This window comes from Adlercreutzia mucosicola DSM 19490, assembly GCF_000422625.1.
Lineage (GTDB): Bacteria > Actinomycetota > Coriobacteriia > Coriobacteriales > Eggerthellaceae > Adlercreutzia > Adlercreutzia mucosicola.
Genome location: NZ_KE383895.1, coordinates 279,151 through 293,222, shown reverse-complemented (window position 1 = coordinate 293,222; position 14,072 = coordinate 279,151). Strand labels below are relative to the sequence as shown.

Genomic DNA, 14,072 nt, shown 5'->3' with positions numbered 1-14,072 from the left:
AGACCACCCTCCCGTCAGGCCCTTCTTTCTCGCCAACCCGGGGCGGCTGAAGCCGCCCCCTACGGTTTTCGCGGCGCGCTATAATGGGGTGAACGCTTTCCCGACGAAAGGACGCTTCCCATGGAATACCAGGTGCTGCAAGACGAGATCAAGGCGGCCATGAAGGCGCGCGACAACCATCGGCGCGACATTCTGCGCCAGGTGCACACCGAATGCAAGGCCATCGAGGTGAACGAGCGCCGCGACGTGACCGAGGCCGACGTGGACGCCATGCTCAAGCGCGTCATCAAGCAGACGAAGGAGACGCTGGACGGCTCCATCAAGGCCGGCAACAACCAGGAGCGCACCGACGCCCTCACCGCGCAGGTGGCCATCCTGGAGGGCTATCTGCCGAAGCAGGTAGAAGGCGAAGAGCTGGTGACCCTTATCGATGCGGTGCTGGCCGACGCCGGGGCTGCCACCAAGAAGGACATGGGCCGCGTGATGGGCGAACTCACGAAGCGCACCGGCGGCAACTTCGACAAGGCAGCCGCTGCGAAGGAGCTGGGCAGCAAGCTGAGCTAAGGAACTCGGGGCGTTTTCCAAAAAGAAAGCCCCAAAAGTGGCACAAACTAACGAAAAGTAGTCGCCAAACGAAGCCCTTGCCACCAGCAACTTCGATCAACTACCACCGACCAGGCCCTTTGCCAAAGCCGCCCCCTTCCCCGTGGCGCAAAATTGCGAAAAGTAGCCACAGCCGTTTACTTTTCGCAATTCCGCGCCACTTTCGAAACGTGTCTTTGAAAACAAGCGGCCTCGTTGACGAACAAGCCAGGAGAAGTCATGTTCAACGTTGGACTTATTCGCGTGATCACCCTCGATGAGGCCCAGGGGCTGAACACCCACGGCCAGCTCATCGAATCGTTGTACCCCGACATCGCCGTGGAAAGCGTCTGCATTCCGAATCAGCCCGAGGGCATCCATTCCCCCGAGCAGACCGACGAGGCCATCCCGAAGATCGTGCAGGTGGCCCGCGAGTGTTTTGCCAACAAGGACATGATCCTCGTCAGCTGCGCCGAAGACCCCGGCGTGGAAGAGATCCGCGCGGCGATGCCCGGCATGCCCGTCACCGGCGGCGGGGAATGTGCCGTGGCTGCGGCTCTGCGCTACGGCGAGCGCGTGGGCGTGCTCGGCATCGTAGACTACGCACCCAAGGCCTATCGCCGCCTGCTCGGCGACCGCCTGGTCGGCAACTTCCGTCCCGAGGGCGTGAACTGCACCCTGGACCTGCAAACCCCCGAAGGCCACGACAACTGCGTGCGCACTGCCCAAGCCATGGCCGAAGCTGGCTGCGAGGTCATCGCGCTCGGCTGCACCGGCCTCGGCACCATCGGCATCGCCGCCGAGCTGGAGCGCGTCACCGGCCTGCCCGTCATCGATCCGGTGGTGGCCATGGGCGCCTTCGCCGCCTTGGAAGCCGCCCGTCAGCAGCGACTCAGCTAACCAACAAAAAAGCGGGCGACACCAGCAAGTGCCGCCCGCTATTCCAACAGTTCCGCTAGGGCCTCCGCCAGCGAGCTGTGGGACGCTCGGGCCAAAAGCGCGTCCTTCTCGTTGCGCGTGAGTTGCTTGAACACGTATTCCGCATGCATGGCATCGTGCTTGGTGGGAAACTCCGCAAAGGCCAGAAGGCTCACCGGCAACCGGGCCCGCGTGTACTTCGCGCCGCGCCCCGCGTTGTGTACCGCCAACCGCGCCTGCACGTCCACCGCATACCCCGTATACAGCGACCCGTCAGCGCATTCCAGCACATACATGTAGTGAGTATCAGCCACAAGCCACCCCCCTCCTCAGCCGCGACGCGTTTAAGCGCCCCCGGAAACGGGAACCCCGTCCATTCCCAGCAAATACCGCGCGTGATCGGTAAGGGCAAACTCCGCCGGACGCGCCTTCACCTTCCAAACCAGCTCCGCCGCCTCGAGCGATGCTAGGTGCTTGCGAGTCATTTGCTTCCCCAGCTTAATATTCCAGGCGAGCTCATCTATGGTCGCCGTTCCATACATGCCAAAAAGCTCAAACTGAGCGAGAACAAATACAATGGAGCCCTCTTTGTCGCTAAGACCTTGGTCTTGCACAAGGTTGTCCATTTGCTTTTCGATCGCCCTGAAAGCCTCCTTGCTCTTTAAAAGCCTCTCGAGAATACTAACTTGGGCAATGCGCACTAAGGTTAGCATGTCGGAAACGAAAAAAGTCATCTCGGCTCGGTTGAGCGCGTTTTCGACACTGGCAAACGCGCGATAGTACACGCTTCGGTTCTCGGCGATTGCTCGCGACAACGAAAGCACGGTAGGCACCGACAACGTCTCCGACAGGAACAATGCGAGCAGATAACGACCAGTTCTGCCATTGCCATCATAGAAGGGGTGGGCGTATTCAAATAGATAATGGGAAGCCAGTGCACTTATCATCTCGGGCATGTCGTCGCGCCGCATTGTTTGCAGCATTATCTCTATGGCTTCGACAATCTTGCTTTCCGGCTCAAGACCTCGATGGACCACCTTAACCCCGCCCGCAGTAACATCTACCCCGTCAGCGCGGAAAATATCTCCATCAGGAAGTTTGGAGTCAGGCAATTCTCCATCCATGATTTTGTCGTAGATAGCCCGAATTTCCTGGACTGTTTGGGGCATCTCATGCTCAGCCTTGCCAAGCTCAAGGTACAACTGGGCCAACTCTTTGAAACGACGAAACTCGCTGTCTTGCGTCGATCGGGCGTCAAGAGCCTCTTTCACCTGGGCCCGCGTGCTATGAATCTCTTCGATGGCATTCGAGTTCACCACCTCGTCGAACACCAGGCCTCTCACTAATGCCGTCTGAGCAATAGGAGGAATGGACCGCATAAGCGATGAGACTTTTCTCTCAGTGCGAAGAATCTGCTCATAGAGAACGAATAATTCGCGCGGCATGGCGATAAACAGCGCCCCATTAGGTGTCTCAAGGCCCAGATCAAACGACGATGGCATGGCACGACGATAGCGGGCCTGCTCGTCCAACTCGGCAAAACGATCAGCCGAAGAACTTTTATAGAAGGTTTTTGAGAGCTCCTGATAGTCCATGCTATTCCCTTATATATTTTCATTCCCCAAACCACGCACACTAATTATACTATCTAATGAAAAGTAGAATTAGCAAAAGGGGAAGACGCAGCAAAATGATACCGGAGGCAACCTATTACCCCTTTTAAGAGCGCCGATCGCCCTCTTCCCCTTGATTATCAGAGTGCACTGGAAGCGTACGCCTTCGCGCTTTCCGCCTTAGTAGTAGCGATAGTACGCCGCGCAACTGCCCTCGCTTGATACCATGCAGGGGCCGACGGGGTTTTCTGGGGTGCACACCGTGCGGAACAGCGGGCAGTCGCTGGGAGCCATGATACCGCGCAGCACGTCGCCGCAGCGGCAGCCCTTGTGCTCGCGCACCGGCTCCACATCGGGCTGGAAGCGGCGCATGGCATCGAACTCGGCGAACTCGTCGCGGATGCGGTAGCCGCTGCCGGGAATCTCTCCCAAGCCGCGCCAGGTGGCCGCACAGGTCTCGAACACCTCGTCGATGGCAGCGAGCGCCACCGGGTTGCCCTCGGGCGTCACGCCGCGAGCGTAGGCGATCTCGATGTCGGCGCGCCCCTCGTGCAGCTGGCGCATGATCATGGCGATGCCCTGGAGCACGTCCACCGGCTCGAACCCGGTGATGACACCGGGAATGCCGTACTTCTCGGCCAGGAAGCGATAGGGTTCTGCGCCGATGATAGTGGACACATGCCCCGGCAAAATGAGCGCGTCCAGCTTCAGAGAAGGATCGTTGATGATGACCTCCAGTGCGCCGGGCATGTTCTTGTGCGCCCCGTACACGGTGAAGTTCTTCAGACCCGCGGCCTTTGCGCGCTTGATGGCCATGGCCACGAGCGGGGTGGTGGTCTCGAAGCCCACGCCCACGAAGACGATCTGGCGATCGGGGTTGTCGGCGGCAAGGCGCAGCGCGTCCAGGGGCGAGTACACGATCTCCACCGCGCGGCCGGCCGCCTGCTCTGCCAGCAGGCTGGAAGAGGAGCCAGGCACGCGCGTCATGTCGCCGAAGGTGGCGATGGTCACCTCGGGCACGCGGGCAAGGGCAATCACCTTGTCGATGTCGTGGTTGCTCGTCACGCACACGGGGCACCCCGGCCCCGAAGCCAGACGCACCCCTTCCGGCATGAGGCCGCGAATGCCGTTGCGGGCAATGGCCACCGTATGGGTGCCACACACCTCCATCAGCGTCGCCGACTCCGGAGCCAACGCCTGAATGGACTCAATGAGCCCCCGCGCCAGCGCCGGATCCTTGAATGCCTTCAACTCTTCTTGCATATGATCCATTCTTGCAACCACTCCTTCAGGGGTGTACAATGCGGACAAGCGGAAAGCCCGGTGCAGCGGGCACGACTGCTTCACATTACTCTACTTAATGTGATGAAGAGCCGTTCTTCCTATGCGAGGGACGGCTTTTTCATTGGCGGCTGCCCTTCCAAGTCGGCCAGTTCGGGGAACTGCTTGATAAGCTCGATGGTCTCCTGGGCGAACTGCTCGTCCACTACCTCGATGGCGAACCCAGCGTGCACGAGCACGTAGTCGCCCACTTGGGCCTGCGGCGTGAGGTCCACGGAAATCTCGCGGGACACGCCCAGGATATCGACAGTGGCCAGATTGCCCTCTTCGAGCTTCGCCACCTTAGCGGGAATTGCCAAACACATAGGCTGCTCCACTTCTCTCTGTTTGATTACGCCATGCTATCACAGCTCCGCTTCCATGCTCCACGAGAAACGCGGCAGCGCCAATACGTGCACGACCAGCAAGGTCTGCGGTCGAGAGCAGGGGCTATTTACGAGGAATTACCGAAAAACATAGAACACCATAATTGGACAGCCGCCTTGCAACGCCCGCGTCATTCTCGAACACAGCAAGATGCTCTTTCCTACATTGGAGAACAGCACATATCCGATCTACATCTGCCGGAATATCTTGCTTCAAACTATAAAATCTCTGAGAGAATGCACCTTCTAAAGAGAAGGCCTTGAGCATCTCCTCGATTCTTGTCCTGGCCCCCGCTGTCCATAGTGCACTTTGCCGAGGACCGATTATCCTTAAAAGATTGAGCAGCATTTCGTCTTCTTGAATGCTTCGAATGTTGGCCGTGAAATAGTCCTGCTTCGTTTCAACTATTCTATCGAGGTCATATGCGCTCATTCGAGGGTAGCACCGCTTAACAACTGACCTCGTAAGCCTTCCAGTGCAAGAGATTGCCTTATAACCAAACTTGCACAATGCGTAGTTGTAGCCCTCCCTATTCAGTTCATCGCTGAAAAACAAGCTGCCATCGATGTCAAACAGATAATGATGCACCAGACGCTCCAACAGCACGGTTAGAAATGGCTACGATGCAGATCGCGCCGATCTTGATCTTGGCAGCCACAATTGTCGATCCCGTTCTTCTGCTCAATACAGTTGAGTCTAGCATCAATGATCTTCGCCTTGGTTATGCTGATTTTTCCGCCCTCTCTCGCCGCCTCGACCACAAGCTCGACATCACCCCCTGCAATGACAAGAAGCTCGTATGCAAGCTGGAAGCCACAGCCAATGCTGTCGACAACAGCGTTTAGATCTTCAGGGCAGACCTTGCTGAACGCAACACTCCCCACTCCATCACCCCTATTCACGGCTGATCACAAGGCTAAATCGTCAGGAATAACTGCGGGACAGATGACTCCATCTCCACTCGGTAAGTAACAATATCTCTAAGTACTCTCTCGCTGGCTGGAGCGACCCCCGATGCTATCAAATCCTTATTTAGACCAAATTGCGGATCCCCATTGTCGCTCTCTCCGTTAAAGAGAGCCGTCGTGCGCAGGCCCCATTCTTCTCCCTTTTTAAGGGCATGCCGAGACCCACTATCCCCTTCGCCCTCCCTGTAACTGGCCGCAAGAACAACTGCTTTCGAGAACATTGCCTGCAGTCGGTCGCGGTCAACAAACCTTTTTCTTGCTTCAAACTTATTGCGAGGTGGAAGAAAGTACTCCGTTACCAAAAGTCCTCCTTCCTCAACGATTCTATGCGCGAGAGCCCTGTTCTCCGCTGGATATATACTAGAGATAGGCGATGGCAGCACCGCAACAGTTCGGCCTCCGGCCTTTAGGCACACCTCGTGGGCTATAGTGTCGCAGCCCTTGGCGAGACCGCTCACGATGTTCATTTGATTCTCAACGAGAGCCTCTACTATTTTTTTCTCTCTTTGCCCGACCGCTTCGGCAGGATCCAGCAATCCAACAACTGCTACGTTTTCATTGATGCATCCAAGCAGGCTTATATCACCTTTATAGAATAGAAGGTAGGGCTTATCCGAGCCCTTCCTCACCTTTGCATTGATTGGAGGGAACTCAGGATCAAATGGAGAAATGATCCCATCGACGGAATCCCTTAAGGAGACCAACCCCTTTATAGAAACATCGTCAAGAACCAAGTCGCGCTCATCGTCGAAACACTCCCCGTCCAAGACATAGGCAACATCTCTCTTAAACGCATCGAAATCCACAACGTCAGTTGAGAGCCGTTCTTCGCATCGGACACGGAACTCCCGAAACGATTGCCCTCTCTTAAGCTCGAAGAAATCCGCGCAGGAGAGACCGGCGTGCCCGCTTACGATGTTTCGTTCTTTGCCAAACTCATCATTTTTCGAGCACAGGGAGCAGGCAAGAACAAAGAGTGTTTCTTCAGAATACTGCATCGTAATCCCTATCTTGCATAATCAGCACCTTGCCCCTATTAGTTCTCTGGCATAGTAGTCTTTCCGAGGGTGTAAAGAAGCACGCTTGAAGCTCCATTATCTAGCAGAAATTGCGCACAGTCTTCGTCAATACCCACATCTGCCGTATATATATCGTCAACGAGGACGATCGGCCTCCCCCTAACACTCTTTCGTATCTGGCACGTGTCCCTCGTGATTCCTGGATAGGGATCGGGACCGTTGTTCTTACCGTCTGCAATTCTCCGCTTGTGGGTAGTCTTCGTCTCGGCTACACGCTGGATCCAGTCAACGGCATCTATAATCCACTTCTCACTGCCGCCCTTAACTACTAACCTACTTTTCTTGATAGCAAGCGACAATGCCACGCGGAACTGCAATTGCGATGCATGCCAATAACCATCTGGCTTTGATCTGGGCACCGCCATCACTACTGGCCGGTCTTTTTTAAATCGATCGTCCCGCTGAACCAGTTTATCCAAATCCGCAGAAACAATACTGGATATCTCATCACATGCGCGACGCACCTGCTGTTCCGTTGACTCCAGAAATGAATTCTTAATTTCAAGAATCAGCTTACTCAATCGATCGCCCTTGCCATGCCGAACAGCATAGTAGGGACCATGAGAAAAGCACTCGATCGTGTTACGTAAAAACCTGTTTGCGCCGATTTTGCAATAGAGCAGGCCCATATCCCATTCAAGGGGAGGCGGAAACTTTTCCCCACAGCCGCCCTGCCGCGGGAAGCAGTAGTAGCCGTCATCATACAGTGAACGCGCATAAGCCACCGCTCCACACTTCGGGCACCTCTGGTACATCCTTCTATCTCCCCATGATCCCTGAACATGCCAAACTCGCCCATGTTCTCGATTCAATAGCCATTTGTTTGATTATACACCAACAATTAGACGCACAGCTATCCTAGTCTTTATACGGTGAGCCAGCTTGCGAAAAATACTGCGCGGCATGCGCTTGGAAGGCGCATTAAGGATTTGCGTATTTCTCAGCGCTTGTCGATTAGACGACTCGGTCTTATGATTGGTGTCGATTATTCTTATTTGTGCAATATCGAAAACGGAAAGGCCAACGCCACTATCGACGTGATAGAAAAGATTGCCTTAGGCCTTAATGTCGAGATTCGAGATCTCTTTTCCAACTAATTGGGAATTGTTGTTTCCACTGGCAGGATCTTGGGCTCGTTTGCTTCGATGGTTTTGCGCACCTGCTCTATAAGCTGCTCCTCATTTGGCAGCCTCAAAGTATAGGTCGACGCGAAAATTGCGTTATTTAGCCCTCCGAGCGCATATTCAGCACGCACGTTATTCTTATCAGTGCACAAAATGATGCCGATGGGAGGGTTGTCGTACTCGTCATTAACTTCAGTTGCATAATAATTCAAGTACTCATTGATCTGGCCAACCGCGCAAGCCATAAACTTAGTTGTCTTCAACTCTATGATCACATAAGCTCGGAGCGGCTTGCAATAGAAGACCATGTCAGCGTAATCTTTATCCGACCCTACGGGGATTCGCACATTGCTTCCCACGAACATAAAGCCGCGACCAAGCTCCAGCATAAATTTCTCAATCTGCGCAAGAAGAGCTTTCTGCAACTCCCCCTCGTAGGGCGCACTTACATCAGGGATATCAAGAAATTCCAACACAACAGGCGATTTCATTGCATCCACGGGACGTTGATACGCTATGCCCTCGCAGGCAAGCGCCTTTATGCTTTCCGCATCCACGCTATCTTTTGCATTGATCACACGTTCGAACAGCATGCTGTCCATTTGGCGACGCAACTCGCGCACACTCCAGCCTGCATTGGCGGTTTCATGCTCATAAAAGCCCCGTTTTGCGTCATCATCGACATTGAGCAACTCGCAATAATGCGACCAGAACAATTTTCCAGACACTGTCTGGAAAATTTGATGCGTTAGATAGAACTGACGCATGTAATACAGATTCGTGCGAGAAAACCCGCGCCCCAACGTCACCGTAAGACGCTTCGCCAGCTTTACCAATGTACGATCTCCGTATTTTGCCCGATCGGAGCCATCCTGCTCGTATACGACAATCATCTTGCCGACAGTCCAGTAGGCAAGCAATTGCCCTTTGTTCGCAGCCTGCGCGGCGGAATCGCGAGTATGCACCACCGCATTTTCGACAGCACAGACCAGATCCTCAAACGAAGGGTGCGGCTTAGATCCAAACCTATCCCAGGCAGCTGAAGTTCCGATTCTTTCCGCGCTCCACATATCGTCTGGAATACCAATTGGATCCCCCAGCGAAACGCCGGCTTGGGGCTCCTCGTTCTCCGGCTTCATCACAGTTGTCATGCCTATTCCTCCGAACGGGCGGAGGCCACGGCGGCCTGGCCAAAACTGATGCAGCCGTCGTTGGGGGGCAGATCGCGGTTGATGGCAGCGGTAAAGCCCGCCTCGGCCAGAGCCGGCAACACGTGCTCCACGAGGTAGCGGTTCATGAACACGCCGCCCGACAGCACCACCGTCGAAATGCCGTACAGCGCGCGCACCAATTCCGCAACCATCACGATGGCGCTCACCATGGCGTCGTGGAAGCGGCGCGCGATCACCGACACCGGCACGCCTGCCGCCACGTCGTCCAGCAAGGCGCGGAAGGTGGGCTCGGCATCCAGCAGGAGCACCGAGGTATCCTCGGCAGTGCTCGTCTCAGTAGCAACGTTCTTCTGGGCCGTTACCGCATAACGCTCGCGAGCCGCCAGCTCGTTCTCGCCGGCCACGCCGGCCGCTTCCTCAGCTGCGGCAGCGCCGGGCGCATCGGCCCCGGCTGCCTCCATGGCCGCTTCCAGAAGAATGGCACCCTCGCCCTCGTAACTCGGCTCGGCGCAGATGCCGAGAAGGGCGCTGGCCGCGTCGAACAGACGTCCCACCGAGGAGGTCATGGGCGTGTTCAGACCACACTCGATCATACGGTCGCACACCTCGGCCTCCTCGCCGAGGGGTGCCAAGGCCTCAACGGCCGCCGGATGGTCCAGCAGATCGTAGGCCCACAGCACGCCGTAGGCCATGCGCAGCGGATGCTTGATGACCGCCGCACCGCCGGGCATGGGCACATAGGCGAAATTGGCGAAGCGCTCGAAATCGGTGCGATTCGCGAGCAGCACCTCACCGCCCCAAATGGCGCCATCCACGCCGTAGCCCGTGCCATCGAAGGCGATGCCGCACACGGCGTCGGTCAGCCCGTGCTCGGCCATGACCGACACGATATGGGCATGGTGGTGCTGCACCTCGGTCACGGGAAGATCCTGGTGGTGGGCCCACTTGCTCGTCAGGTACTCGGGGTGCAGGTCGCAAGCCACGGCCGTGGGCCTCATCTCGAACAGGCTCTCGAAGCGGTCCTTGGTGGCCAACCACGCGTCGTAGGTGTCGGCGTTTTCCACATCGCCGATATGCTGGGACACGAAACCATCAGTGCCGCGCAGCAGCGTGAAGGTGTTCTTCTGCTCGGGGCCCGTCGCGAAGATGATGCTCGCACCAGGACGCTCGGCGCTGTCGGTCGCCGCCTCAGATGCGGCGCCGCTTCCGGTCGCCGTCCCTCGAGCCGCCTCGTTCTCGGACGCCGCCGTCACCGTAGCCGCCGTCGACAGCGGCACGGGAGCGAACCCCCGGGCACGGCGCAGAAACTGCACCGCGAGCTCCGGTGCCCCCTCGGAGGTTTCGCCCACACGGATAAGCCGCACCACCGAGTCATCGAAGCGTGTGAGGATAGGGCGATTGTTCCCCAGAAACCCGTCGGCGATGCCGGCCAGCTTCTCGCGAGCCTCCTCATCGGCGATGCAGATGGGCTCGTCGTGAACGTTTCCCGAGGTCATCACCAGCAGCGGCACCTGCCGCCCCGGCACGTCGCCCGCCTCGGCCCCGTCGGGATGCGTCGCATACCAGGCCGCTGCGAAGTCGTGCATGAGCAGGTGCTGCACCGGCGTGTAGGGTAGCATCACGCCCAGCTCCGATAGCCCGTCGGCCACGCCTTCGCCGATGGCCCCGTTGGGCCGCTTGCGCAGCAGCACGATGGGTCGGGCAGAACCCGTGAGCACCGCCTCCTCTTCCTCGCCCGCCTGGCACAGCGCCCGCACATCGCCCATACCTTGGGCCATCACCGCCAGAGCCTTCCCGTCGCGGCGCTTGCGGCGGCGCAGCTCGGCCACCGCCTCGGCGTTGTTGCCGTCACACACCAGATGGAAACCGCCCAGGCCCTTCACCGCCAGAATCTTCCCGGCCATGAGCATCTCTACCGCCGCCGCAAAGATGGCATCGGACTCCTCGCGCGTAAGGCCGAGCGCCACCTCTCCCTCAGCGCCAACGGTCCACGTCACCGAGGGCCCGCACTCGAAGCAGGCGTCGGGCTGGGCATGGAAGCGCCGGTCGAGCGGGTCGGCATACTCGGCGGAGCAGCGCTCGCACATGGGAAAGGCGGCCATGGACGTGGCGGCGCGGTCGTAGGGCAAGTGATCGATGATGGTGAAGCGCGGACCGCAGTTCGTGCAGTTGATGAAAGGGTAGCGATAGCGGCGGTCGTTGGGGTTGAAGAGCTCGTTCACGCAGTCGGCGCAGGTGGCCAGCTCGGGTGACACCAGGGTCGTCTCGGCCACGGCCTCGTCGTCGGAGAAGCGGATCTCGAAGCTATCGAAGTCCTCCAGGGGCACTTCCTTGATATCGATCTCTTCCACGCGCGAGGCCGCCGGCGGGTTGTCGGACAGCTCCATGATGAACTCGTCCACCAGCTTGCTCTCACCCTCGGCGTGGACGTACACGCCGTCGGCTGCGTTCAGCACCCAGCCGTTGATGAGGTACTTCTTCGCCATGCGATAGACAAAGGGGCGGAACCCCACCCCTTGCACAATGCCCTTCACGTGAATGTCAACCGCATCGATCATGGTCGCGCTCCTAACGAAAATCAGGTTTCCACTAGTTTACCCAACCTTGCCCGCCGAGCGCCCCTTAGTCGATGCTTTGTAGGCAAAAGTGCGGCCCGCGATGCGGAAATTTGCGGTTTCGCGAGTTTCCAGCGCACAGAAACTCGCGAAATCGCAAGAAACTGCATCTTCTCGCATCGGGAATTTAACGAAAGCTCGCGAAACCGCAAATTTCCGCATCGCAAACAAACAGGAGGCCTCCTTCCGAGGCCTCCATGCGCATTTTTCGTATTTTGAAGAAGGGAACGGGGGATGCCCGTCCGCAAAACCGCAATGGCGCGTCGCCGGCGCAAGCAATCTATGGGGCGCTGCGCCTAACCGATGGCCGGCTCCCCAGGAGCTTCCTCGCCCGTCGCCACCGCGGCGGCCCCGTCAGTGGCCTCGGCCCCGTCGGCACCAGCCTCGGAGCCCCCCACGTTCTCCACCACGGCCGACGCCTCGGACGTGCCGTCCACCAGCTCGGCCTCCTCCTCGGCCGCGGCGGCCTCGGCCAGGGCGCGATCGGTCACGATATCGGCGATCACGTCTTCCACCACCTGGGCCAAAAGGCGCAGGGTCACACCGGAGTTGTCGGGCAGGTGCAAATGCACACACCGGCGACCGCGCTTCGCCAGAGTGATCAGGTCGCCCGCAGCCTGGGCCTTCGCCAAGTCGCCCAGGCTGGCGGCCTCGGCGGCCTCGGGCAGAGGGATGTCCTTCAGCTCGTCGGCCGACAGGATCAGGTACACGCCCATGTTCGGGCCGCCCTTCTGCAGCTGGCCGGTGGAGTGCAGATAGCGCGGGCCCACTTCCAAACACGACACCACCGAGAACGACTCGGCCACCCCATGGCGGATCGTCTCGATGGCCTCGCGGCGGCCTTCGCCCGTGAACGGCAGAAACGCGTTCAGTGCGAAGAAGTCGCCCGGCTGGATAGAGCTCAGCAGCGCATACAGCGTCTCGTGCAGGTCCTCGCAACCCTCGAACACCGGCGCGTAACTCACTTCCACGCGGCCCATGTCCACCGTCTCGGTGAACACCTCGGTGAAGTTCGGCTCGGGCTGGCCGTTTTTCAAGATCTCGATCACCTCGGCCTTCGCCGATGCCACGTCGGGCTGGTCGAAGGGACAGACCTGCATCAAGTAACCGCACATGGCGATGGCGTACTCCCACATGATGAAGTGCTCGGCCAGCTCGTAGACCGACTCGATGCGATAGTTCAGGCGCGGGATAGCGTTGTCGATGTAGGCGAGGCTCATCTCGAAGTTGCGGCTCTCGTCCCACAGGTCGGTCTTGGTCTGGTACATGATAATGCTGCGGTCGCCCGGGTCGTCGGTCAAGAGCAGCGAGTCGATCTCGATGTTCGGCAGGATGCCCTGGCCTTCCTTGCCAAGGGATTCCGCCACCAGCTGCTCGATCCACAGACCCAGCACGCGCCCGCGCTTCGGCGTGAGGAACGAGAACTTGTTGCGGCCCTTCAGGTAATTGTCGTAGAGGAAGGCCGCCAGGTTGATGGCCGGGTTGTCGATGGCATCTTCCGAGCACGCCTCTTCGGCCTGCACGGCGTGGGCCATGAACTCGTCCAGGTCGATGCCGGCCAGCGCGGCAGGCAAAAGCCCGAAGATGGACAGCGCCGAGAACCGGCCGCCCACGGTGGGCTCGCCGGGGAATACCGCGCGCCAACCCTCGGCGCGAGCCTGGGCCTCCAGGTCGGAACCGGGATCGGTGATGGCCACCAGGTGCTTCACCGTGTCGGCGCCGAGCGTCTTGTCGAAAGAGGCGCGCACGGCCTCCAGCAGCAGGCGCGGCTCAATGGTGGAGCCGCTCTTCGACGAGATGATCACCAGGGTCTTCTCGGGGTCGCAGCCGGTCAGCATCTCGCGCACGCGCACTGGCGAGTCGGAGTCGAGGGTCTTGAAGGACACGCGGTTCTTGTCGACCTTGTTGTACTTCGTGATGGTCATGGGCGCCTGGGTAGAACCACCCTGGCCGATGAGGATCACCGTGTCGATGCCGTCGGCCACGGCCGCATCGGCAAACGTGCGTACCTCCTCCAGCGAGCACTGGGGGTGGCTGGCCAGATCTGCCCAGCCCATATACTGCTCGGCGCAAGCCTGGGCCTCGGTGGAGAAATCGTACAGCGTGGCGTCCTTGGCGTGAATGCGGCTCGCGGCGTGGGCCTTCACCAGCGTCTTGGCCGCGGGATACAGCTTTTCGATATCGACGGAGAGCATCGGGTCCTCTTCTCTTCCAGGGTCTGCCAGCCAGCAGAATCGCAGGCAACCCCCGCGTTTGTGCACGCCGGGGGCCTCTCTCTCGTTAACTTGTTCGAA

The 14,072-nt window shown here is 58.6% G+C and carries 13 protein-coding genes; 4 read left to right on the top strand and 9 right to left on the bottom strand.

Annotated features, from left to right (window positions below):
• The first annotated feature begins 120 nt into the window (after positions 1 to 120).
• Entirely contained in the window at positions 121 to 564 is a 444-nt protein-coding gene (locus tag G503_RS0112265; protein ID WP_028027788.1) for a GatB/YqeY domain-containing protein, read from the top strand.
• Positions 565 to 822: 258 nt separating this feature from the next.
• The gene (locus tag G503_RS0112260; protein ID WP_028027787.1) at positions 823 to 1,482 is read left to right on the top strand and encodes an aspartate/glutamate racemase family protein; all 660 of its coding nucleotides are present in this window, start codon (positions 823 to 825) and stop codon (positions 1,480 to 1,482) included.
• 38 nt (positions 1,483 to 1,520) lie between these two features.
• Here the strand turns inward: G503_RS0112260 and G503_RS15220 are convergent, their stop codons facing one another.
• The 4 genes from G503_RS15220 to G503_RS0112240 form a co-directional block, all read right to left on the bottom strand.
• Positions 1,521 to 1,814 (bottom strand): GIY-YIG nuclease family protein, encoded by a 294-nt coding sequence (locus tag G503_RS15220; protein WP_235715567.1) that lies wholly within the window; start codon positions 1,812 to 1,814, stop codon positions 1,521 to 1,523.
• A 30-nt stretch (positions 1,815 to 1,844) separates the two neighbouring features.
• Positions 1,845 to 3,095: a Fic family protein gene (locus tag G503_RS15215; protein WP_035023085.1), complete on the bottom strand. Its 1,251-nt coding sequence runs from the start codon at positions 3,093 to 3,095 to the stop codon at positions 1,845 to 1,847.
• Between the two features lie 198 nt (positions 3,096 to 3,293).
• Positions 3,294 to 4,385: a hydrogenase formation protein HypD gene (hypD, locus tag G503_RS0112245; protein WP_084636633.1), complete on the bottom strand. Its 1,092-nt coding sequence runs from the start codon at positions 4,383 to 4,385 to the stop codon at positions 3,294 to 3,296.
• Positions 4,386 to 4,495: 110 nt separating this feature from the next.
• Positions 4,496 to 4,759 carry a HypC/HybG/HupF family hydrogenase formation chaperone gene (locus tag G503_RS0112240; RefSeq protein WP_028027785.1) on the bottom strand — a complete coding sequence of 88 codons (264 nt, stop codon included), beginning with the start codon at positions 4,757 to 4,759 and terminating at the stop codon, positions 4,496 to 4,498.
• A gap of 675 nt (positions 4,760 to 5,434) precedes the next feature.
• On the opposite strand from G503_RS0112240, the gene G503_RS0112235 reads away from it, so the two are divergent.
• Entirely contained in the window at positions 5,435 to 5,665 is a 231-nt protein-coding gene (locus G503_RS0112235) for a hypothetical protein (protein ID WP_151429497.1), read from the top strand.
• Positions 5,666 to 5,736: 71 nt separating this feature from the next.
• On the opposite strand, the gene G503_RS15210 is transcribed toward G503_RS0112235, so the two are convergent.
• On the bottom strand, positions 5,737 to 6,786 hold the full coding sequence (locus tag G503_RS15210) for a DNA processing protein DprA (protein ID WP_051191257.1): 1,050 nt from the start codon (positions 6,784 to 6,786) through the stop codon (positions 5,737 to 5,739).
• A 38-nt stretch (positions 6,787 to 6,824) separates the two neighbouring features.
• Positions 6,825 to 7,388 (bottom strand): hypothetical protein, encoded by a 564-nt coding sequence (locus G503_RS15205; protein WP_051191254.1) that lies wholly within the window; start codon positions 7,386 to 7,388, stop codon positions 6,825 to 6,827.
• 351 nt (positions 7,389 to 7,739) lie between these two features.
• On the opposite strand from G503_RS15205, the gene G503_RS16130 reads away from it, so the two are divergent.
• The gene (locus tag G503_RS16130) at positions 7,740 to 7,964 is read left to right on the top strand and encodes a helix-turn-helix domain-containing protein (RefSeq protein WP_084636631.1); all 225 of its coding nucleotides are present in this window, start codon (positions 7,740 to 7,742) and stop codon (positions 7,962 to 7,964) included.
• Here G503_RS16130 and G503_RS0112220 read toward each other — a convergent pair.
• The 3 genes from G503_RS0112220 to G503_RS15200 all read right to left on the bottom strand — a co-directional run bounded on the left by G503_RS0112220 (position 7,961) and on the right by G503_RS15200 (position 13,973).
• The gene (locus G503_RS0112220; RefSeq protein WP_202805182.1) at positions 7,961 to 9,142 is read right to left on the bottom strand and encodes a PDDEXK nuclease domain-containing protein; all 1,182 of its coding nucleotides are present in this window, start codon (positions 9,140 to 9,142) and stop codon (positions 7,961 to 7,963) included. The genes G503_RS16130 and G503_RS0112220 overlap by 4 nt on opposite strands.
• A 2-nt stretch (positions 9,143 to 9,144) precedes the next feature.
• On the bottom strand, positions 9,145 to 11,721 hold the full coding sequence (locus G503_RS0112215) for a carbamoyltransferase HypF (protein ID WP_028027782.1): 2,577 nt from the start codon (positions 11,719 to 11,721) through the stop codon (positions 9,145 to 9,147).
• 353 nt (positions 11,722 to 12,074) lie between these two features.
• Complete coding sequence (locus G503_RS15200) at positions 12,075 to 13,973, bottom strand: glucose-6-phosphate isomerase (protein WP_084636629.1); 1,899 nt, start codon at positions 13,971 to 13,973, stop codon at positions 12,075 to 12,077.
• Positions 13,974 to 14,072 lie beyond the last annotated feature (99 nt).

Excerpts from the sequence above, each read along its gene's own strand:
- G503_RS0112220 (WP_202805182.1), bottom strand. The coding sequence starts at position 9,142 with ATGACAACTGTGATGAAGCCGGAGAACGAGGAGCCCCAAGCCGGCGTT.
- G503_RS15210 (WP_051191257.1), bottom strand. The coding sequence starts at position 6,786 with ATGCAGTATTCTGAAGAAACACTCTTTGTTCTTGCCTGCTCCCTGTGC.
- G503_RS15200 (WP_084636629.1), bottom strand. The coding sequence starts at position 13,973 with ATGCTCTCCGTCGATATCGAAAAGCTGTATCCCGCGGCCAAGACGCTG.
- hypD (WP_084636633.1), bottom strand. The coding sequence starts at position 4,385 with ATGGATCATATGCAAGAAGAGTTGAAGGCATTCAAGGATCCGGCGCTG.
- G503_RS0112215 (WP_028027782.1), bottom strand. The coding sequence starts at position 11,721 with ATGATCGATGCGGTTGACATTCACGTGAAGGGCATTGTGCAAGGGGTG.
- G503_RS0112240 (WP_028027785.1), bottom strand. The coding sequence starts at position 4,759 with ATGTGTTTGGCAATTCCCGCTAAGGTGGCGAAGCTCGAAGAGGGCAAT.
- G503_RS15215 (WP_035023085.1), bottom strand. The coding sequence starts at position 3,095 with ATGGACTATCAGGAGCTCTCAAAAACCTTCTATAAAAGTTCTTCGGCT.
- G503_RS0112235 (WP_151429497.1), top strand. The coding sequence starts at position 5,435 with ATGGCTACGATGCAGATCGCGCCGATCTTGATCTTGGCAGCCACAATT.
- G503_RS0112265 (WP_028027788.1), top strand. The coding sequence starts at position 121 with ATGGAATACCAGGTGCTGCAAGACGAGATCAAGGCGGCCATGAAGGCG.
- G503_RS0112260 (WP_028027787.1), top strand. The coding sequence starts at position 823 with ATGTTCAACGTTGGACTTATTCGCGTGATCACCCTCGATGAGGCCCAG.